This is a genomic window from Enterobacter sp. SGAir0187, from assembly GCF_002952735.2.
GTDB classification, from domain to species: Bacteria; Pseudomonadota; Gammaproteobacteria; order Enterobacterales; family Enterobacteriaceae; genus Enterobacter; species Enterobacter quasiroggenkampii.
Window position 1 is genome coordinate 1,680,966 of sequence record NZ_CP025034.2, and the last position, 21,895, is coordinate 1,702,860.

The 21,895-nt window shown below is 57.1% G+C and carries 16 protein-coding genes; 4 read left to right on the top strand and 12 right to left on the bottom strand.

The window, feature by feature from the left end; translation table 11 throughout:
- Positions 1-12 precede the first annotated feature (12 nt).
- On the top strand, positions 13-636 hold the full coding sequence (locus tag CWR52_RS08140; RefSeq protein WP_045907828.1) for a TRIC cation channel family protein: 624 nt from the start codon (positions 13-15) through the stop codon (positions 634-636).
- A 58-nt stretch (positions 637-694) separates the two neighbouring features.
- On the opposite strand, the gene erpA is transcribed toward CWR52_RS08140, so the two are convergent.
- Positions 695-1,039 carry an iron-sulfur cluster insertion protein ErpA gene (gene erpA / locus CWR52_RS08145; protein ID WP_008501923.1) on the bottom strand — a complete coding sequence of 115 codons (345 nt, stop codon included), beginning with the start codon at positions 1,037-1,039 and terminating at the stop codon, positions 695-697.
- Positions 1,040-1,118: 79 nt separating this feature from the next.
- The gene (clcA, locus tag CWR52_RS08150; RefSeq protein ID WP_021240492.1) at positions 1,119-2,519 is read right to left on the bottom strand and encodes a H(+)/Cl(-) exchange transporter ClcA; all 1,401 of its coding nucleotides are present in this window, start codon (positions 2,517-2,519) and stop codon (positions 1,119-1,121) included.
- A gap of 177 nt (positions 2,520-2,696) precedes the next feature.
- Between clcA and hemL the strand changes: the two genes are divergently transcribed.
- Positions 2,697-3,977: a glutamate-1-semialdehyde 2,1-aminomutase gene (gene hemL, locus CWR52_RS08155; RefSeq protein WP_104949350.1), complete on the top strand. Its 1,281-nt coding sequence runs from the start codon at positions 2,697-2,699 to the stop codon at positions 3,975-3,977.
- Between the two features lie 93 nt (positions 3,978-4,070).
- Here the strand turns inward: hemL and fhuB are convergent, their stop codons facing one another.
- The 10 genes from fhuB to hrpB all read right to left on the bottom strand — a co-directional run bounded on the left by fhuB (position 4,071) and on the right by hrpB (position 20,569).
- Positions 4,071-6,053, bottom strand: a complete 1,983-nt coding sequence (fhuB, locus tag CWR52_RS08160) for a Fe(3+)-hydroxamate ABC transporter permease FhuB (RefSeq protein WP_104949351.1) — start codon at positions 6,051-6,053, stop codon at positions 4,071-4,073.
- Positions 6,050-6,940: a Fe(3+)-hydroxamate ABC transporter substrate-binding protein FhuD gene (gene fhuD / locus CWR52_RS08165; protein WP_104949352.1), complete on the bottom strand. Its 891-nt coding sequence runs from the start codon at positions 6,938-6,940 to the stop codon at positions 6,050-6,052. The genes fhuB and fhuD overlap by 4 nt, the downstream gene beginning before the upstream one ends.
- Complete coding sequence (gene fhuC / locus CWR52_RS08170) at positions 6,940-7,737, bottom strand: Fe3+-hydroxamate ABC transporter ATP-binding protein FhuC (protein WP_047346397.1); 798 nt, start codon at positions 7,735-7,737, stop codon at positions 6,940-6,942. The genes fhuD and fhuC overlap by 1 nt, the downstream gene beginning before the upstream one ends.
- Before the next feature lie 50 nt (positions 7,738-7,787).
- A complete protein-coding gene (gene fhuA / locus CWR52_RS08175) occupies positions 7,788-10,043 on the bottom strand; it encodes a ferrichrome porin FhuA (RefSeq protein ID WP_104949353.1) in 2,256 nt (751 codons plus the stop codon).
- A 204-nt stretch (positions 10,044-10,247) separates the two neighbouring features.
- Positions 10,248-11,252 (bottom strand): fimbrial protein, encoded by a 1,005-nt coding sequence (locus CWR52_RS08180; RefSeq protein ID WP_104949354.1) that lies wholly within the window; start codon positions 11,250-11,252, stop codon positions 10,248-10,250.
- Positions 11,253-11,264: 12 nt separating this feature from the next.
- The gene (locus CWR52_RS08185; RefSeq protein WP_104949355.1) at positions 11,265-13,742 is read right to left on the bottom strand and encodes a fimbria/pilus outer membrane usher protein; all 2,478 of its coding nucleotides are present in this window, start codon (positions 13,740-13,742) and stop codon (positions 11,265-11,267) included.
- Between the two features lie 20 nt (positions 13,743-13,762).
- Entirely contained in the window at positions 13,763-14,476 is a 714-nt protein-coding gene (locus CWR52_RS08190; protein ID WP_104949356.1) for a fimbrial biogenesis chaperone, read from the bottom strand.
- 42 nt (positions 14,477-14,518) lie between these two features.
- Positions 14,519-15,091, bottom strand: a complete 573-nt coding sequence (locus CWR52_RS08195) for a fimbrial protein (RefSeq protein ID WP_167467777.1) — start codon at positions 15,089-15,091, stop codon at positions 14,519-14,521.
- Between the two features lie 330 nt (positions 15,092-15,421).
- Complete coding sequence (mrcB, locus tag CWR52_RS08200; RefSeq protein ID WP_104949358.1) at positions 15,422-17,947, bottom strand: bifunctional glycosyl transferase/transpeptidase; 2,526 nt, start codon at positions 17,945-17,947, stop codon at positions 15,422-15,424.
- 192 nt (positions 17,948-18,139) lie between these two features.
- Positions 18,140-20,569 (bottom strand): ATP-dependent helicase HrpB, encoded by a 2,430-nt coding sequence (gene hrpB, locus CWR52_RS08205; RefSeq protein ID WP_104949360.1) that lies wholly within the window; start codon positions 20,567-20,569, stop codon positions 18,140-18,142.
- Between the two features lie 73 nt (positions 20,570-20,642).
- On the opposite strand from hrpB, the gene thpR reads away from it, so the two are divergent.
- Both thpR and sfsA read left to right on the top strand, forming a co-directional pair.
- Entirely contained in the window at positions 20,643-21,197 is a 555-nt protein-coding gene (gene thpR / locus CWR52_RS08210) for an RNA 2',3'-cyclic phosphodiesterase (protein WP_104949361.1), read from the top strand.
- Complete coding sequence (gene sfsA, locus CWR52_RS08215) at positions 21,187-21,891, top strand: DNA/RNA nuclease SfsA (RefSeq protein ID WP_104949362.1); 705 nt, start codon at positions 21,187-21,189, stop codon at positions 21,889-21,891. Before thpR ends, sfsA begins: the two co-directional genes overlap by 11 nt.
- Positions 21,892-21,895: the final 4 nt, after the last annotated feature.

Consider the following 21,895-nt stretch of genomic DNA (forward strand, 5'->3'; position numbering starts at 1 on the left):
GAGGATTTAACGATGCTCGTTTATTGGCTGGATATTCTTGGCACAGCCGTTTTTGCTATCTCCGGCGTCCTGCTCGCCGGAAAACTACGCATGGATCCGTTTGGCGTGCTGGTGCTGGGCGTCGTGACCGCCGTGGGCGGCGGGACAATCCGCGATATGGCGCTGGCCAATGGACCGGTGTTTTGGGTGAAAGATCCGACCGATCTGGTGGTCGCGATGGTCACCTGCCTGTTAACCATAGTGCTGGTTCGCCAGCCCCGCCGATTACCAAAATGGATATTGCCGGTACTGGATGCCGTCGGTCTGGCCGTGTTTGTCGGCATTGGCGTCAATAAGGCGTTTAATGCGGGCACCGGTCCGATGGTGGCGATCTGCATGGGCGTATTAACCGGCGTAGGCGGCGGGATCATTCGCGATATTCTGGCGCGTGAGGTACCGATGATCCTGCGTACTGAAATTTACGCGACGGCCTGTATCGCGGGGGGCATTGTCCATGCGACCGCGTACTACACGTTTGCACTTCCGCTGGAAAACGCCGCGATGCTGGGGATGGTCGTGACGCTGGTGATACGTTTAGCGGCGATACGCTGGCACCTGAAGCTGCCGACGTTTGCGCTGGATGAAAATTCAAGATAGGCGTCGTTTATAAGCCCGGTGGCGCTTCGCTTACCGGGCCTACAATACGCATTCAGGCTTAAATGCTGAACGAAGAACCACACCCGCAGGTGCTTGTTGCGTTCGGGTTGGTGACCACAAAGCGCGAACCTTCCAGACCCTCGGTGTAATCCACCGAACCACCCACCAGATATTGCAGGCTCATCGGGTCAACCACCAGCGCAACGCCCTGTTTCTCGATGGTCATATCGCCATCGTTAACCTGATCGTCAAAGGTAAAACCGTACTGGAAGCCGCTGCAGCCGCCGCCGGTAATATAGACACGCAGTTTCAGATCCGGATTGTCTTCGTCGGCAATCAGGGTTTTCACTTTGTTGGCTGCTGCTTCGGTAAACTCCAGCGGCACAGCTACGTCATCACTCATCTTATGCTCCCATGAATACTGCTATTGGGTAAAATTCGCCCAATTCTTTTCGTCATTATCTAATACCCTGGTAATTCATTCAAGTATTCTGCGCAGCGGCCCGCTCCGCCTCTTGTTTTGCCAGAGTACGCGCGAGGATGGTGGAGTATAGCGGTTTACCCCCCAGGAACTGGGCTAATAGTGTCGCCCCGAGACAGGTAATGATCATTGGCAAAATGAGCTGGTAATTATCCGTCATCTCCAGCACCAGCACGATCCCGGTCAAGGGCGCACGCAGGGAGGCGGCCAGCAGCGCCCCCATTCCGGCCACCGCAAAGGTCCCGGCGTCAAGGTGATAGGCGGGAAAGCCCGCTTCAGCCGCCATACCAAACGCGGTACCCAGCAAGGTTCCCAGCGCCAGCATCGGGGCAAATATCCCACCAGGCGCACCGGAGGAAAAACAGAGCACCGTCGTGATGACGCGGGAGATAAACATAAACAGCAGCAGACCCACGCTAAAGTTCCCCGCCGCCGCAATGGGGATCAGCCCGAACCCGCCGCCTGCGGCATTCGGCTCGATAAACCCGAGCACGCCACAGATCCCGCCCAGCAGGCCGCCCATCAGCACCCATTTGGTCGTATTCCCACCGTGGATGCGCTGGAACATATCCTGAGCGCGTAGGATAAAGGTATTAAACAGTGGCCCCACCACGCCAAAAATCATGCCGAGGATCAGGTAAAGCCAGAGGGTGTTGACCGGCGCATTCGTCAGTTTACCGACTTCAATCACCGCCCCTTCGCCATTAAAGAGGCGAAAGACAATGCTCGACATGATGACGCCGGTAAACACCGCTTTAATGGAAATCAGGTTGTAGCGAAACTGCGCGCGCATCTCTTCGATGATAAACAAAATGCCCGCCAGCGGCGCGTTAAAGGCTGCCGATAACCCCGCCGCCGCACCGGTGGCCAACAGCGTATGGCGCGCTTCGGCGCTGCGCATGCGAAACAGATCGCCCACCATGCGGCCGACGTTCCCGCCCAGCTGTACCGTCGGCCCTTCCCTGCCGAGCACCATCCCCGCGCCCAGTGTCCCCATGCCGCCGATAAATTTAACCGGAATCACCCGCCACCAGCGCACAGGACGCAACTCCTCCAGCGCCCCTTCAATTTCAGGGATGCCGGACCCGCCCGCCTCGGGCGCAAATTTACGCACCAGAAAATACCCTACCATGGCAAACAGCGCCGACAGCCCGAACGCCGCAACCCAGACCAGCCATCGACTGTCGGCGAAACCGGCCACGGTGCCCACTCGCCAGTTGAGCACGGCATTAACCGCTTTTTCAAACGCCACGCCCACCAGACCGGCGAGTGTTCCCACCACGGCAGCGGCCAGCAGGATCGCCAGCGGCGTTTTATCACGATTGAGCAGCCGTCGAATACTGATTCGATGCTGGGCGCGCGTAAACTGTTGTTCTTCAAAAGACGGAGAATCTGATTTCATGTCCTGTACTTATTCGTCATACAAAAAGCCGCGAGGATTTTACCAGAGACAGCCCCACCGTCTCCTGAAAATTACTTAACAAATCTTAAAGCATTACCCGGCTAAAAATTTCATAACCTTCCCCGAATCACTTAGAATAGTGGGCTTAATCATTTTATACGAACCAGGAACGACGCCATGAGCAAGTCTGAAAACCTCTACAGTGCAGCCCGCGAGCTTATTCCGGGTGGCGTGAACTCACCTGTGCGCGCCTTTACCGGCGTGGGCGGCACGCCGCTGTTTATCGAACGTGCTGACGGCGCGTATCTGTATGATGTCGATGGCAAAGCCTATATCGATTATGTCGGCTCCTGGGGCCCGATGGTGCTGGGGCACAACCACCCGGCCATTCGTAACGCGGTGATTGAAGCCGCTCAGCGCGGCCTGAGCTTCGGCGCGCCAACCGAAATGGAAGTGAAAATGGCGGAGCTGGTGACCGAACTGGTGCCTACCATGGACATGGTGCGCATGGTGAACTCCGGTACCGAAGCCACCATGAGCGCCATCCGCCTGGCGCGTGGTTTTACCGGTCGCGATAAAATCATCAAGTTTGAAGGCTGCTACCACGGCCATGCGGACTGCCTGCTGGTGAAAGCCGGTTCCGGCGCGCTGACGCTCGGCCAGCCAAACTCACCTGGCGTACCGGCAGATTTCGCGAAGCATACCCTGACCTGCACCTACAACGATCTGGACACCGTTCGCGCGGCGTTCGAGCAGTATCCGCAGGAGATCGCCTGCATCATCGTTGAGCCGGTTGCGGGCAACATGAACTGCATCCCACCGCAGCCTGACTTCCTGCCGGGCCTGCGCGCCCTGTGCGACGAGTTCGGCGCGCTGCTGATCATCGATGAAGTGATGACCGGCTTCCGCGTAGCGCTGGCGGGTGCCCAGTCTTATTACGGCGTCGAGCCGGACCTGACCTGCCTGGGTAAAATCATCGGCGGCGGCATGCCGGTCGGCGCGTTCGGTGGACGTAAGGACGTGATGGAAGCGCTGGCACCCACCGGCCCGGTTTACCAGGCGGGCACGCTCTCCGGTAACCCTATCGCCATGGCGGCGGGCTTTGCCTGCCTGACCGAAGTGGCTCAGCCAGGCATCCACGAAACCCTGACCGACCTGACGACACAGCTGGCAAGCGGGCTGCTTGAAGCGGCAGAGGAAGCCGGTATTCCGCTGGTGGTTAACCATGTGGGCGGCATGTTCGGGATCTTCTTCACCGATGCGAAAACCGTGACCTGCTATCAGGACGTAGTGAAGTGCGACGTTGAGCGCTTCAAGCGCTTCTTCCACCTGATGCTGGAAGAAGGCGTGTATCTGGCGCCGTCCGCGTTCGAAGCGGGCTTTATGTCCGTGGCGCACAGCGAAGAAGATATCAATAACACCATCGACGCGGCGCGTAAGGTGTTTGCGAAGCTATAAGATGTGCGGCTTGATGCCCTCACCCCAACCCTCTCCCACAGGGAGAGGGAGCAAACACTAAAACGGCAATCTAAAGATTGCCGTTTGCTTTTATTACCGACTCTGCTTTCTCAACAGATAAATAAAATACGGTGCACCGATAAAGGTCGACAGCAGACCCGCCGGGATCTGATACGGGAACAGCACCATTCTTCCGCACCAGTCCGCAAATACCAGCATCACCCCGCCCGTCAGGGCCGACATCACGATATGCGGCATCGTCCGGCGGAACCCCATCATTCTGGCAATGTGCGGCGCCATTAGCCCCACAAAACTCAGCGGGCCAATCGTCATGGTCGCCGTCGCCGTCAGGCACGCAGCGAGCAGCAGCAACGCGACACGCGCTGGCGTCAGGGCCATTCCCACCGCGCGCGCGGTTTCCCCGCCAAGCGGCAGAATGGTCATCCAGCGACGGCACAGCGGCACCATCGCCAGCAGTACGATCATCACGATCCCAGACCCGATCGCCTGGCTGCCGGTCGCGCCGTACGTTGAGCCGGATATCCAGGTCAGGATCTTCGCCATTCGCGGATCGCCGCTTGCCTGCAGCATCATCAGCAGCATCGTGAATGCGGTGCTGAGCGCCATCCCCGCCAGCAGCATACGGTGCGGTGAAAACCCGCCGCGACCGGCGGCTATGAGGATAATCATCAGCGTGACTGCCGCGCCAATACTGCCGGCAGGCATCAGCCAGCCAAACGCATTGCCCGGCACGAAGAACAGCATCAGCACCACGCCAAAGGCGGCGCCAGAGCTGATCCCAAGCACTTCCGGGCTTGCCATCGGGTTGCCGGTCAGACGTTGAATAATGCACCCGGCCACCGCCAGCATCACGCCTGCGATCAGCGCAGCGAGGATACGCGGCCAGCGCCACTGCAACAGGGCGTTGAGTAAATCACCCGTTGCCCAGTGCCAGCCCGCGGCATCGCGTCCGAATGAAAGCGCCGCGAACGAGGCGATAATCAGCACCGCCAGCCCAACAAGGCTAAACCACAGTACCGACTGACGCTCAGCATGGACTTTATCGCCCGCGTCCATCGCCGGTGCGCTCATGCTGCGCAGCCGCGGGAGCAGCCACAGCAGCAGCGGCGCCCCGATAAGCGCGGTCACAGAGCCGGTGGAGACTTCCCGCCAGACCTGCGCCAGCCAGAGAATAAGCTGATCGGAAAGCCAGAGGATCAGCGCCCCAATCAGCGGCGCCAGCATCAGACGCGTCAGTAAACGACGCGCTCCGAGCATCTTCGCCAGCAGCGGCGCAAACAGGCCGATAAACCCGATGATGCCGACCGCGTTCACCAGCAGGGCGCTCAATACAATCGCCAGCGTCAGCGCCGCCAGGCGAGCCAGCGACAGCGCCAGCCCCAGGTTACGGGCCACGCCATCATCCAGCCCCATGAGCGTCAGAGGACGCAGCAGCAGCAGCGTCAGCACAACGCCGCCAGCCAATTGCGGCCACAGGCGCTGCACAATGCTCCAGTCGGTCTGGGTGAGCGTGCCGGTACTCCACAGGAACATACTTTGCAGCTGATCGTGGTGGAACAGCACCAGCAGCTGGTTAATCGCGCCACAGTAGAGGCTCACCACCAGCCCGGCCAGAATCAGCGTCACCGGAGAAAGGCGCTTGCCCCAGGCCACGCCAAAGACCAGCGCGCCCACCACGCACGCTCCCGCAAGCGCCGCAAACTGCGAGGTTAACGCTCCCGGCAGCGCCCACAGCGTGGTGATGGTGATCCCTAGCTGGGCGCCGGTTGCGACGCCGAGCGTGGTTGGCTCTGCCAGCGGGTTACGCAAAACCTGCTGGAACAGCACGCCCACCAGCCCTAAACCGGCGCCGACTAAAAGGGAGACTGCCAGACGCGGCAGCAGGCTGTAGTGGAACAGCATCTGCTGAATATTGTCGATATCCGGCGAGGCCAGCGCGGCACCCCACTGCGCGCGCGGTAATGCGGCCGAGAGGTTGAACCCGGTGAATACCAGCGCAACCAGAAAAAGCAGGGATAACAGCAGCGCCGGGAAGCGGGCGATACGCGTACTCATGCTTTACCTCCCAGGGCGTTATCCAGCACGCGGGCAAAATGCATGGCCGACAGCGTCGCGCCGTAGAACCAGACCGCCGGAGCGCGCTGGAAGCGTTGCTCACGGACAAACGGCATCGCCTGCCAGAGCGGCGTCGCCATCAGGGTTTGCATGGCGCGCTCGTTGCCGTGATCGAAGCACAGCACATCGACATCGCGAAACGCCGCCAGACGATCGATACCCACGGCGGTACTGCCCCAGAACGTCATCTCCCCTTCCCAGGCATTACGAATACCAAAACTGTCGAGGACTTCCTGGAACAGGCAGTTTTTACCGAAAACCAGCATATGGCGGGCATCCAGCAGCGTCACCATCAGCAGCGGACGCTCGCCCCGGTGAGCAAACCGCGGCTTCAGGGCGTCAATCAGGGCATCAAATTCGTCGAGATGTTTTTTGGCCTCGACCTCGCGGTTGAGGAAATGCGCCATCTCGTTAATCGAGTTTTTCGCCATCGCCAGTGGTTTTTTACCGTCGCTGAAGGCGAATCCACGTCCTGGTGCAATGCGCGCCATGATCTCCTCTGACGGACCGTAGCCTGCGGACCAGAACAGGAATGACGGTTTCATCTGGGTCAGCAGTTCAAGGTTTGGCTCCGTACGCAGGCCGATGTCGATCACCGAGTCCGGCAACTTCGGCTCGTTTACCCAGAGGTTATAGTTAGGGATGTCCGCCACGCCATAGGGCGTGACGCCGAGCGCCATCATCAGCTCAACCGGCAGCCACTCCAGGGCCACAATACGGTGCGGATCGACGGCGGCGGCACGCGCCGTGTTCATTTTTAACAGCAGCGGTGAGAGCGCCATCGCCGTCAGCAGGCGACGGCGGCTAATGCGTGTGTTATCCAGCATCAGTAGACAAAGCTCACCGGTGCAGCCCCGGCAGGGTGAGGCAGAATACCCATCGGAATACCGTAAATATGTTCCAGCGTTTCGCTGCGCATCAGCTCGGACGGCGTTCCCTGCGCAATCATCTCGCCCCCGCGCAGCGCGACGAGGTAGTCACAATAACGCGCGGCCATGTTGATATCGTGCAGGACCGCAATGACCGTCAGACCACGCTGCTGGCTTAAGCGGTGCACCAGCGCCAGGACATCGACCTGATGGGCGATATCGAGCGCGGAGGTGGGTTCATCAAGGAGCAGGCAGCGGCTGTCCTGGGCCACCAGCATCGCAATCCACGCGCGCTGACGTTCGCCGCCGGACAGGCTATCCACCAGACGGTGCGCCAGCGGTTTTAGCCCGACCAGCGCAATCGCCTCTTCCACCTTCTCTCTGTCGGCCACGCCAAATCGTCCAAGCGCCCCATGCCACGGATAACGCCCAATCGCCACCAGCTCTCGCACCGTCATCCCCTCCGCCTGCGGCAGCTGCTGCGGCAGATACGCCACTTTGCGGGCAAACGCTTTACTGCTCCAGCTCTCCAGCGGTTGATCATCCAGCAGAATATCGCCCTCTGACGGCGGCTGATGGCGCCCCAGCATCTTGAGCAGCGTGGATTTACCGGAACCGTTGTGACCAATCAGGCCAGTGACTTTACCTGCGGGAAACGTCAAAGAGAGCGGATGCAGCAAGGTGCGCCCGGGTACGCGAAAGGAGAGATGATTGAGCGTAAAGGTGGTGTCGGGTTGCGTTTGATTATCCTGCATATCAGCCAACTTAAATAAAAAGGGCACGGCGAACCGTGCCCGGACAAAGATTAGAAGCGGAAGGTCGCGGTGGCAACAACCTGACGTTCAGCACCCCAGAAGCAACCGTAGGTGTTGAAGCAGCTGGCAACGTACTCACGATCGAACAGGTTGTTCACGTGAAGCGCGACGTTTGATCCGGCCATGCCTACACGCGCCAGATCGTATCTGACCAGTGCATCAACCAGTGTATAGCTTCCAACAGTGAAGCTATTCGCCGGGTCACCTTTGCTGGAGCCGGTATAACGCACGCCGGTACCCAGCGTCAGGCCAGACAGTGGACCGTCAAACATCGTGTAATCACCCCACAGGGATGCCATATGTTTTGGTACCTGCGCCGGCGTGTTGCCTTTGTAGTTGGTGTCAGTGGTGTACTCAGCATCGGTATAGGTATAAGAACCTACAACGTTAACGCTTGCAGAGAGCGCCGCTTTCGCTTCCAGCTCTACGCCACGGGCACGGATCTCACCACCCTCAACGGAGAAGGGTGAGCCCGCCGGGTCAGCCATCAGGTTGTTGGTTTTGGTCAACTGATACACTGCACCGGTGATCACGATCGGACGATCGTTCGGCACGTATTTCACGCCCGCTTCGTACTGTTTGCCTTTAGACGGCGAGAACGGTTTACCCTGAGCATCGGTCAGAGAAGCCGGTTCGAAGGATTCGCTGTAGCTGAAATAAGGAGTTACCCCGTTGTCGAACAGGTAGTTAACGCCGCCACGCCAGGTGAACTGAGTATCATCACGCTTGGCGGTGGTATTTAATACGCGGTTGTAGGACTCCTGATCGGCCCAGTCGTAACGGCCGCCCAGTGTCACCAGCACTCTATCCCATTCGATCTGATCCTGAGCGTAAACGCCGGTCTGCTTCTGCTTGTTCAGCACCTGGTAAGCACCAGACGGTCCAGGGTGTGAACCGAAATCGAAATCGCCACGATCGAGATCGTAAATATCGGATGGCGCAACGGAGCCGGCGTAGCCGAACCAGGAGTTAATGTCATTACGCATGCGCATGAAATCAACGCCTGTCAGCAGAGTATGGTCGAGAGCCCCCGTCGCGAACTTGCTCTGAAGCTGCGTATCAACGGTGAAGTTTTGCAGCTTCTCGTCATCGATCACATACTGGCGAGTCAGCGTATGCCCCCATTGTGACTGAGGAATGCTCGCGCAAGGGCTGGATGCCGGATTACTCGAATAGAGCGGATCGGAACACATGCCGTAGCCGTAAACGCTGTTTTGCGAGGTTTTGTTCTCGGCAAAGCGCAGATTCTGACGCACGGTGAAAGTGTCGTTGAATTCGTGGTCGAAGCTGTATCCCACCATTTTCTGGTTTCGGGAATAGGTGTTGTTCTTCGCGCCTTCATTGAAGTTCGTCGGCAGACGATCGCCGTTTGGCAGCGGGTCAACCGTCCCCTCTTTTGGCAGCCAGCCGTAGTAGCCCGTTTCAGGCTCGTTCTGGAAGTAGGAGAGGAACGTGAAGGTAGTTTTATCATCCGGACGCCAGGAGAACGATGGCGCGATAGCGTAACGCTGTTCGCCTTTACCTTCCTGCTGGGAATTGTTCGAGCGCGCAACACCCGTCAGGCGGTATGAATAGACGCCGTCATCGTCGATCGCATCGCTAAAGTCAAAGCCGGTCTGGAACAGGCTGTCCGTACCCACTTTAAACTGGATCTCTTTCAACGGCTCGGTTGTTGGGCGCTTACTTACCATGTTCAGCAGGCCGCCCGGGCTGCTTTTACCGTACAGAACGGAAACCGGACCGCGCATGATTTCAGCGCGCTCCAGCATATACGGGTCAATCACCGCGTCGTTGTAGAAGTTGCCCTGCAGCTTCATGCCGTCGAGGTAGTTATTCTGGCTCTGGCCGTCGGCCGCGAAACCGCGGATCACGAGGTAGTCATAGGTATTCGAAGCACCTCGGGTACCCACCGCAACGCCCGGCGTGTAGCTCAGGGCTTCTTTCACCGAACGTGGCTGATGCAGCGCCATCTCTTCGGCAGTTACCACAGAAATAGACTGTGGAACCTTTTGAATTGGGGTGTCTGTTTTGGTACCGGTCGCAGATTGGCGAGCGGCGATAGTCGCAGCAGGTCCCCAGGCACTTTCCTGTGCAGCAGGTGCGGCAGTAACGGTAATGGTTTCTTCTTTTTTAGGGGTTTCGGCAGCGTGAGCAAATGCAGACATGCCGGCAACCGCTGTGGCGACGACGACCGCGATTTTACGCAGCGACGTGTTCATTGGCTGAGCAGTATTGGAAAGCGCCATGGTGTTTCTCTGATGGAAAAGTGAATGATAACGTAAACGAGAATTATTATTATGACCGCAGAATAATATGCGAAACGCGGGTTGCATAGCAAGCAGTAAGCGACCCTACGAGATTTAAGGGTTTAGGAATTAACCAGATGAAAACAGAGGGTTAATAAGGTTAGAGAAATGATCGTTAAAGCCCACCAGAGCGGGCTGTAGGGATTAGCGGTAAAAGACCTCAAACGTCGCGACAGAATCGACTTTGCCGGCTTTAACCTCCCCGGTCTTGATGTAGCGGGCTTTGAGGGGGATTTCGACAGGAACCTTGTCCTGCGTGCTGGTAATCGCCGTGTAGTTCCGATCAAACTGCAGCACGGTATTATTCTGGTCCAGGATCTGAATGCCAACGCCCTCGGCGGCAGAGTCTCCGCTGGCGATGCCCAAAATATTGCCGTTCGTCACCCCCGTCGAACCCGCGCTGGTGAACTGATAATCGACCTTCGTCCCTGCCGCGCAGTCGGTGATTTCAATCTTAAAGCTACCGTCAGTGAGTATGTCGGAGTACTGACCGGTAAAATCCTGCGTATTGACCGTTTTCAGCGGCACATAGATGTTCCGATCGACCACATTACAGGTATTGGTCGTAATGTGAACGCTGGCAGGAGAAAAGCGCATTTCACCGATCGCCGCGTTGCCCAGGATATCCATTGACGTTAATCGCGACGTATCCAAATCTCCCTCCTGGATATCGCCCGTCACGACCAGTTGTGCAGCGGCGCGAAACGTCGATGTGCTCTGCGAATAACCATGTATCGAACCCAGATAGTGGATAGGCCGGACAATATCCTCTTCATTGTAACCGGGAAAGTGTTCGCTCGACGCAGCCGCGCGGATGCCAATCCCCGGCACATTGGTCTGATAAACACCGGGCATGACATCTTCTCGTGCATCGGTATCCGTGAGGTACAGATACCCTCGCCGTACTTGCGCATCACCGCTACAGTCCACCGTCACCGCTTTACTCTCAACGCTGGCGTCATAAATGACGGTGCCGACGGGCGTGTCGGGCGCAACAACGATCACCGGAGGAAGTTGAAACGTCACCACGGCATCCACGTCAGAACTGCCGTTAAAGGTGCAGTCTGCTCTGGCTGTATGGAAAAAGGCCCCCGTTAGCACGAGCAGAACGGGTAAAAGAAAAGTGTTGACCGAACGACGTAGATGCATGAAATACCTCTGTTAATAGCAGTTGACCGTGGCTTTCACGATCCCTGTCGGGCTCTGCGTGGAAATGTCCAGCGTCCCCTGGCACTGCCGATCGCGCTCTTCTCCCCACTGCACGCTAAACGTTGTTTTGCCGGACAGCCCGGTGAGGTAAACCTCGCCGTCATCCCCGACGATGGCCGAGGTGTTATCCAGCGCCACCACGGCACCAAACGGCACGGGCTTACCCGCGTAACGCAGAGTCACCAGCGCGCGTCGTCCAACGCGCGCATCGAAGGTTGCGTTCAGCGCAGCGCCTTTTGTCGGCACGAGATCCACCGTTGCCGCGTCGATATCTATATCTTCCCGATCCTGGGTATTGACCGTGACGATGTTGTGTCGATAGGCGCTCAGGGAAGGAACAATGGCGTTACCAAAACGGTCCGTAGAGATGCCGCGTCCGTTTTGCACTTTGACGTTATCGCCATCCTTAATGTGCACAATGGCGAATGCGTCGCGGACGGGTTGTCCCAGCGTTACACCATGCTCATGGGCAACGATTGAGCCCTGCGCATTGTAGTTCCATTGTCGACTGTCGCCACCATAGCTGTAGCCCATCCCCACCTCACCGGAAGAGCCGCGATAACGTCCTGACAGGCTGCCGCCGTAGCCCGTATCCTGGTTGGCATAGGTCTGCTGGAGGTTATAGCTCAGCTTATTGTCCTCAAGCGCGGTACCGCCGAGCCCGACCTGGTGCGAGACAAACCCGCCGCTGGCGGTGTTGGCGCTGTAGGTTACCCATGAATCAGGCAGCCAAGTTGATAAAGGAATGTTGACCGTCAACGCCATTTGCCGGTCGGTATCAGCGTCCGGCGTGCGGGTCAGGTTGTAGCTTATCGACCAGGTGATATTGCGCCAGCTGGAGCTCAACCCCGCACTGACGCTACGCTCATGGCCATCCATATCCCAGTAATCCTGCTGATACCCGTTGAGATAAGCCGAGCCCCAGTCTGAAATACGCTGGGACAGGTTTAACTGCATGCGGCTACGGCGGTTGTTGGTTCTGCGGTAGGTATAAATGCCGTCATCGATCTCGCTGTCACGCTGATCGATCGCTTCCTGAAAGGTATAAAATCCCGAAGTGGAGTAACGATAGCTGGCAAGCGTAACCGTCGTATCCGTGTCGGGGATATCTTTTGAATACTGAGCCCGCCAGGATAAACCGCTGGCATCGTCACGCCCGTCATCAAACGCGGTACGCGCGGTGGTGAGATCGACAGAAGCGGAACCAAAGTGCCCCAGATCGGCACCGAGCCCAAGCAGCAGCGCATGATACAGTGATGCCCCCAGCACACCGGTATACGCCGTGACGCCGTAAGGCAGGCCATAGATTGCGGTGCCCTGGGCAAAGGTCGGTTCTTCTTCACCTTCATTACCGCGATAACGCCCTGCTGCCAGTGAATACTTAAACCCGCCTTCGCGCTGCAATACCGGCACCGACGCGCTGGCCTGGATGAAGCTATGCTCGCTGCCATCCGCCTCTTCGACGGTCACTTCCAGATCGGCTCCGGAGGTCACCTGGCTTAAGTCACGGATCTCAAAAGGCCCCGGCGAGACGTTTGTTTGATAGAGGGTGTAGCCATTTTGTTTAATGGTGACTTTCGCGTCGCTGTTAGCAATACCGCGCACGACGGGGGCAAAGCCTTGCTGGCTGACGGGCAGCATAGCAATGTCCGTTTCCAGCTTCACGCCGGTCATCTGGACGCTGTCAAAAAGCTCGCCATTGGTATACGTCTGGCCCATCTCAAGCTGGCTTTTCAACGCTTTGATGTCACGTTGTAAAGTACTGGCAATGGCTTCCCAGCCGGAAGCGTCACTCCAGGTACTGTTATTCCGCAGTCGCCAGGCCCCAAGGTTAATCCCCGATTCCAGCCCCAGCCAGGTTGAAGAGGTTTTGCCCGCGCTATAGTGCTGCTGAGAACCGCTGAGCTGATAGCTTGTCCAGGCGGCAGGCGCACCGTCATCCCAGAATTTCGGGTTAATCGCCCCAGCTGCGGCGCGATCGCGATAGATCTGCGGAATAACCAGCTTCAGGGTCTGGCTATCCTGGTTGTAATCGTAGCGTGCATTTTCGATGAAATGAGAGATGTCCCGAACATAAGCCTCGTCATCCAGATCCTTTAAGTCAGGGATCGTGTCGACTTTAACCCCGTATTCACGCAGGTCTGCTTTGGTCAGTTCCGGCAGCAGATGCTGTTTATCCTCAGAAAGTACCCAGGAGACGCTACGTTTATCCAGAACATCCTGGTCCCACATAATTGTCGTGAGGTAACTGCCAGCAAGTAACCCGTTATCCTTGATGAAGCTTTCTAACGTAGAGGTATTTTCGAGAGGCGTATCCAGCTCAAGGATCCGCAGGTTGAATTCGTCATCTGCATTTGCAGGCTGGATCGCGGCGAGCAGCGCCAGCGCGATCCCGGACAGTACCTGCTTGTGAAGTAAAGATGACGACATAACTTACCAACATGATCGATTTAAAGAGCCTGCTTGCGTTGAGGAGTCTGGGCACCAAAATCATTGATAGCCGTCCAGGTTACCGCACCATTTGCCGCTTTTGGTAACGCAAAATTCTGCTTGCTATACGGTGCAACCATCATTGAAATGGCACCCGGCGTAGTTTTGGTCTCTTTCACCGGTACACTTTTCCCGCCAACGGACAGTTCGCCAAACGAGACGTAAAAAGGCGTGGGGTTGTTTGCGATAAGCGTGTCACCCTGACGATGGAAAGTGATTTTTTCATAGGCGCTCAGGGCATCGGTTTCTTTCAGCTGAGCAGGACGCCAGAAAAGTTTCAGCCGCGTTTTCATCGCAAATTGCAGCGTGTTTTTTTCTTTCAGTTCGGGAGACAGGGCAGAGACGGATTTCACGTTCGCCAGAAACAGGGATTCCCGGTCCGCCGGAAGACTTTTTTTATCGCCGGTAAAAATAACGTGTAAAAGGGTTTGACGATTTTCCTGTAATTTATAAACAGGGGGCGTAATAATGAAGGGCGCTTTTTTATCATCAGGATAACTGACCCAGCTTTGTACCAGATAGCGCGTATGCGGATCTTTATTTTTAAGGGCAATCTGAACTTCTGATTTATTCGACGAATAAATAATTCGCGTGCCGCCGAGAACAACACTTGCCTGCACTGAACCGCAGGAAACAATTAAGCAACAACATAATAAATTCAATAAAGTCTTCATACAACGTTCCAAAAGGCAGCCGTACAGGCTGCCTGTCATTACTTAGCGATATACAACCTCAAATGTTGCTGAGGAGGAGTAATGGCCCGCAGTTGGCGCGGTATCACCCACCTGGATCACTTTCGCGGTATAGTTAAAGACAGAAGCCGTCGCCCCCGTCGCGTCGTTATTCACATCCGTACCCGCATCCGGTACTGAGCCATCGAAAACCACATCGCCTTTCGCGCCGTTCTCATTGCTGACGATGATCCCTACGTTGGTGGCATTACCTGCGCCACTAAGATCGTTCTGGAGGCGCTTATAGGCCGCATCTGTGGTCGTGCCACTGAACTTGAGGTTCAGTTTTGCAACAAGGGGGTCGCATTTTTTCACTTCAATCTTAAAGGCCTTTGAGGTGCCAACCGTGCCGTCAGCACCAAAGTCCGAAGGGTAGGTATCGGCGAAAGTCACGGTGGAAGTGTTAGTCCCGGAGCCATCAACGTTAATTTCGCAGGTATCGGCAACGATTTTTCCGGCAAAGTTCACCGTACCGGAATCATCCGATGCAAATACAGGCAGAGAAAGCGCCACCATAATGCTTCCGGCTAATAACGGTGAAATAACAGACTTATTCATAATAATATCCTTATAGATGATGAAAGAGGCATTCATTCTCGCCATAAATATTTTGCGTTAGAATGTTATCCAGCTGTGAGTCATTGGCTCGAGAGAAATTCCTTGATCTCGAGAATTTCTTAAGGCGATTACATCAGATTTTTCTTGATTGTGTCCAGAGTAGACAATGAAGCGCGATGCGCAACTTACTTCAACTGCATGTTTTAAATGAAAAATAGTTAAACTTAAAAATTCTTAATTCAAGATTTAATTTTTTTAAAGGATTTCAAATTGAAAAAGATAAAAAAAAGCCGCTTTATATTGAAGCGGCTTTTTTATTTAGAAAATTAATCAGTTCCCGCCAAACATGTCCTTAATCCAGCCAGCTACGCCATCGCTGTCTTTCTTCTCATTCTGCTGCTGCGGCTGTTGCTGCTGCGGCTGCTGAGGTTGAGAAGACTGGTCGAACGGGTTGCCGGTCGGCTGTTCAGGCTGGCTCTGCTGGCACAGGGAATCCGGGTTGGTTGTCCAGACCGGCAGAGTACGCATTCCGCCGCCGCAGACGAAGTTACCGGAGCTGTCCACGCCCATATCGACGATATCTTCCGGCGCGACAAGGTTCAGCGGTACCGGTGACTGATTCGCCAGATAACGCTGGTAAATCGACATCGCCCCGCTCGCCCCGTACAGCTTGGTCGGCTGGTTGTTATCGCGTCCCACCCAGGTGATCACCACTTCACGGCCATCAATACCGGCAAACCAGGTATCGACGTTGTTGTTGGTGGTCCCGGTTTTACCTGCCAGATGCAGGCCCGGATACTTCGCACCCAGTTGACGACCCGTACCGCGCTGCACCACCTGCTGCATCGTCCACAACGTCATGTAGGCCGCCTGAGCAGGAACGGCGCGTTCCGCCTGCGGGAAGCTCTGATACAGCACGGAGCCATCTTCCGCAATCACCGAACGCAGGGCGGACAGCGGCGCGCGGTTACCGCCGCTGGCGATGGTCTGGAACGCCTGCGCCACTTCAATCGGCGTCAGGTTAAGCGCCCCGAGGATCATCGCCGGGACCGGGTGCAGCTGATCTTTCGCCACGCCCAGCTTCTGCCAGGTATCGACAATGGCCGGCAGACCCAGCGACATGCCCAGGTTCACCGTCGGCACGTTCATGGAGCGCGTCAACGCATCCACCAGCATCACCTGACCGCTGAACTGCTTATCGTCGTTCTGCGGTGACCACACCTGGCCGTTAGGCTGGCGCAGGGAGATAGGCGCATCCGCAATCCAGGTATTCAGACGATACTGGTTTGGCTGACTCAGGGCAGTCAGATAGGTCGCCGGTTTTGCCAGAGAACCGATCGAGCGACGCGCCTGCATGGCACGGTTGTAGCCTGCAAACTGCGGCTCGGCACCGCCCACCATCGCACGAACTTCACCGGTGTTGCGGTCAACCACCACCATCGCGGTTTCAAGATCGGAGAGCTTACGCTGTTTCTTCAGCGCCGGAATGCCTTCCACCGCCGCTTTTTCTGCCGCATCCTGCGCCACGGAGTCAAAGGTGGTGAAGATCTTCACGCCGGAGAGATCTTTGACCTTATCGCCAAGCTTGCTTTGCAGCTCCTGACGCACCAGCTGCATAAACGCAGGCTGAGGCGAGATCACCCCACCACGCGGCTGAACGCCAAGCGGACGCGCGCTCAGCATATCGTACAGCTCCTGGTCAATCACCTGCTGCTGTTGCAGCAGACGCAGAACGAGGTTACGACGCTCCAGGGCCAGTTTCGGGTTACGCCACGGGTTATAAATGGACGCCCCTTTCACCATGCCCACCAGCAGCGCCTGCTGGTCCAGGCTCAGCTCTTCCACCGGACGACCAAAGTAGTACAGACTCGCCAGCGGGAAACCGCGGATTTCGTTATCGCCGCTCTGACCGAGGTACACCTCGTTCATGTACAGCTCAAGGATACGATCTTTGCTGTAGCGCGCATCCATCAGCACGGCCATATAGGCTTCGTTCGCTTTACGCCAGTAGGAGCGCTCGCTGGAGAGGAAGAGGTTTTTCACCAGCTGCTGGGTCAGCGTACTCGCTCCCTGCACGGTACGACCGGCAGTCAGGTTCGCCAGCACCGCACGACCAATCGAGTAGAGGCTGATGCCGTCGTGCTCGTAGAAATGACGGTCTTCGGTCGCCAGCAGCGTATCGACCAGCAGATCCGGGAAGCCATTACGCGCCACGAACAGGCGCTGCTCGCCGTTTGCCGACGAAAGCATGGTGATCAGACGCGGATCGAGACGGAAGAAACCGAACTGACGGTTGTTATCCATGTTCTCGATAGTGTCCAGACGATCGCCGTCAAAGGTCAGACGCGCGCGCACCTGCCCCTCTTTGCTGTCCGGGAAATCAAACGGACGACGGATCATCTCAATGCTGTTGGACTGCACGGTGAATTCGCCAGGCCGCGTCATTTTTGACACCTGACGATACTGGGTGGCTTCCAGCAGTTTTACCATTTCGTTTTTCGTGATGGACATATCTGGCTCAAGGTTCACCATACGGCCATACACTGCCGCAGGTAACTGCCAGACTTTACCGTCGATACGGCTGCGGATCTTCTGATCCAGATACACGCCGTAAATTGCCATCAGCACAACAAAAACAATAAAGAGCTTCAGCAGCAGCCAGAACCAGCCGCGCTTGCCCCGAGGCTTACGCCCTTTGCCTTTCCCTTTACGCGGCATCGGTTCTTCATCCTCATCATCGTCTTCATAGTCATCGTCATAGTCCTCATCTCTGAGGCGACGACGGCTTACTTTTTCTTTCGCCGGACGCGTGGGTTTTCCCTTACGTCCTATTGGCTCGCGGTCATTCCCCGCCATGCTTTTTCTCCGCAACTTTCAGGCGCAAAGGCCAGATTTTCTTTTCTTTCACAGGCCTGTGAAAGAAGAAATCTCTCAAAATAAACAGCAAGACTTTCCTGTCAGGAAAGTCTTTAGGGTTTTCTCCCTCTCCCCGTGGGAGAGGGCTGGGGTGAGGGCAACAGGCCGCACGCGTCAGGCCGCACTCCCCTTTCACGAATATTTCTTCGTCCGCCGCGTCGGCGCCGTATTCGCCGGATCGTCCGGCCAGACGTGTTTGGGGTACCGCCCCTTCATCTCTTTCTGCACGTCACGGTAGCTCCCCGCCCAGAACGCCCCTAAATCTCGGGTGATCTGCAAGGGGCGATGCGCAGGAGACAGCAGCTCAAGCACGAGCGGCACGCGCCCTTCAGCAATAGACGGCGTGGTTGCTTCCCCAAACATCTCCTGCATCCGAACCGCCAGCGCCGGCGGATTATCCTCATGATAACGGATGGCAATCCGGCTTCCGGTCGGCACAGTGTAATGCCCTGGCAGTTCACTATCCAGACGTTGACGCAATGACCAGTCCAGTAAATTCTGTAACGCACTCTTAACATCAAGCGCCTTAAGGGCGCGCAGAGAGTGCACGCCGCTCATCTGCGGCAGTAGCCAGCGTTCAAGCGTAGCCAGCAGCGTCTCGTCATCCACCGCTGGCCAGCCATGCTCCGGTAGCCACTTTGCGGCGCAGTGCAGGCGAATGCGGTACTGTTCCGCCTCCGGCGTCCAGTTCAGCACGCTCAGCCCTTTTTCCCGAATGCCGTTCAGCATAGCCTGATGGAGCTCGTCTTCCGACGGCTTCGCCAGCGGCTTCGTCCCGAGCGTCAGTTTCCCAATCTGGCTACGACGAAACGCCTTGAGCGTGCCCTGTGCGTCATCCCACTCGACGATGTCCGATTGCTTAAGCAACTGCGGATAGCTATGGGTCAGGGCATCGATATCGACGGCAATCGCCTGCAGGATACGCGCATCGGGGGAGTTGCTCCCCTGCAGCAGGAGCGGCGCAATCAGCCACTCATGACGCGTCAGGGCGTCATCGCTGTCCAGCATCGCCCCCATGCCGTTTGCCAGTTGATAGCGGCCGTCCAGCCCGCGTCGACGTGCAATTCGATCCGGAAACGCCTGCGCTAACAGCCGGGAAATCCTCCCGCTGTCTGGCACGCCGCCGCGGCTGTTAAGCCGTTTGCACAGCTGCTGCGCCCGCTGCTGCCAGTTCCCCTGATTGCGCGAAAACGCCTGCCCCAGATCGCTGCTGCCTCCGCGTGGCGGCTCCTCAAGGATAGCCGCCAGTTTAGCCGCCGTGGCAATCTCATCGTCCCCCTGCGCGGCCACCAGCATCGCGGCCAGACGCGGATCGTTGCCCAGCGCCGCCATTTTCTGGCCGCGTACCGTCAGACGTTCGCCCTCCAGCGCGCCAAGCTCAGTCAACAGACTGCGCGCAGCGGCGAGGTTAATGACAGGCGGAGCATCAAGCCAGGTAAGCTGTCCAGGATCCGGACAGCCCCACTGCAGCAGATCCATCACCAGGCCCGACAAATCACTTTGTAAAATTTCCGGCGTGCTTTGCTGCGCCGCGCGTTCTGCCTGTTCCGCGCTGGTCAAATGCAGGCAGATCCCCGGCTCAAGACGCCCCGCACGGCCCGCGCGCTGCACCATTGACGCCTGGCTGATGCGCTGCGTCAGGAGTTTAGTCAACCCGGTGCGCGGGTCAAAGCTTGCCACCCTCTCCTGCGCGCTATCCACCACCAGGCGAATACCTTCGATGGTCAAACTGGTTTCAGCGATGTTGGTTGCCAGCACCACCTTGCGCTGCCCCACCGGGGCTGGAAGGATAGCTTTACGCTGCTCCTGTAGCGACAGCGCGCCATAGAGCGGGCACAGCAGTACATCACCGCCTACGCGAGAGGAAAGCTGCTCCTGAACGCGCTGGATCTCACCGACACCCGGCAAAAACAGCAGCAGGGAACCGGGCTCCTGGCGCAGCAGTTCAACGGTGGCAATGGCGATTGCTTGGTCAAAACGCGGGTGGGAGGGAAGCGGTTGATAGCGGCGTTCAACAGGAAACGCCCGCCCTTCAGAGCTGATGACCGGCGCATCAGGTAGCGCCTGGCGTAGCCGCACATTGTCCAGCGTGGCCGACATTATCAGCAGACGGAGATCGTCGCGCAGCCCCTGCTGAACGTCCAGCAACAGCGCGAGCGCCAGATCCGCCTGCAGGCTGCGCTCGTGGAATTCATCCAGGATCACCAGCCCAACGCCGGTCAGCTCCGGATCGTTTTGCAGCATGCGGGTGAGAATCCCCTCGGTGACCACCTCAAGGCGCGTGGTCGGGCCCACGCAGGTCTCGGCGCGCATCCTGTAACCTACCGTTTCACCCGGTTTTTCATTCAGCAATTCTGCCAGGCGCTGCGCCACGTTGCGCGCGGCCAACCTGCGCGGCTCCAGCAGGATTATTTTCCCGCTGATATTCCCGTCTTTCAGAATTTGCAGCGGCAGCCAGGTGGACTTACCCGCCCCCGTCGGGGCATTCAGCAAAACCTGCGGGGCATGACGTAAGGCAGCGAGAAGGTCAGGAAGAACGACGGCGACCGGCAATGAGGACACTAACAGCTCCAGAGGGTTAACATTAGTCGGCGTACATTGTAGCATCGGCGCATATCATTACCGAGTCCTCCGTATGCCTGAGTCGAAACGGCTGTTTTTTGCCATTGAATTGCCCACAACACTACAGCGTCAAATTGTTCGCTGGCGCGCCGATCGCTTCCCGCCGGAAGCCGGTCGCCCGGTCGCGGCGGCTAACCTGCACCTGACGCTGGCCTTTTTGGGCGATGTCAGTGCCGAAAAACAGCGGGCGTTAGCCGCAATGGCCGGGCGTATTGTCCAGCCGGAATTTACGCTGCATCTCGACGACGCGGGTCAGTGGCTGCGTTCGCGCGTGGTCTGGCTGGGGACACGCCAGCCTCCGCGCGGATTATTACAGCTGGCGAACATGCTGCGCGCGCAGGCGGCGCGCAGCGGCTGTTATCAAAGCCCGCAGCCGTTTCATCCGCACATTACCCTGCTGCGCGATGCCGGTCAGGCCGTTGCCATCCCGGCACCAGGTTTTCACTGGGCCTTTCCGGTCAACGGATTCGCGCTTTACGAATCCGTCTTTGCACAGGGACGCACCCGCTATACGCCGCTACAGCGCTGGACGCTGGGCAACACCGAAAGGAAGTCTGATGAAGTTTAGTCCTCCCCTGCAGCACGCTACGCTTATCCAACGCTACAAACGCTTCCTCGCCGATGTGATCACGCCTGAAGGCGAACCGCTCACCCTGCACTGCCCCAATACCGGTGCCATGACGGGATGCGCGACGCCGGGTGACAGGGTCTGGTATTCCACATCAGAAAATACTAAACGCAAATATGCCCATACCTGGGAAATGACCGAAACCCAGAACGGGGCATTTATTTGCGTTAATACTCTGCGCGCCAATCAACTGGTTAAGGAAGCGCTGACCCATGGCGTAATTCCTGAACTGGTTGGTTATGGCACGCATAAAAGCGAAGTGAAATATGGCGATGAAGGCAGCAGAATTGACTTCATGTTACAGGCGGAAGACAGGCCGGAGTGCTATATTGAAGTGAAATCAGTGACGTTAGCGGAACAGGAAAATGGCTACTTCCCGGATGCGGTAACGCTACGTGGCCAGAAGCATCTGCGAGAGCTAATGAGTGCGGCGGCGGCGGGCAAACGCGCCGTATTGCTGTTTGCAGTGTTGCATTCAGCCATTGAACGTTTCTCCCCTGCCCGCCATATTGATCCTAAATACGCGCAATTGTTGAATGAGGCACAAAAGCAGGGGGTAGAGGTTTTCGCTTATAAAGCGGAACTTTCTGCCGATAATATGACTCTGAGATCCTCTCTTCCCATTGTCTTATAAGGGA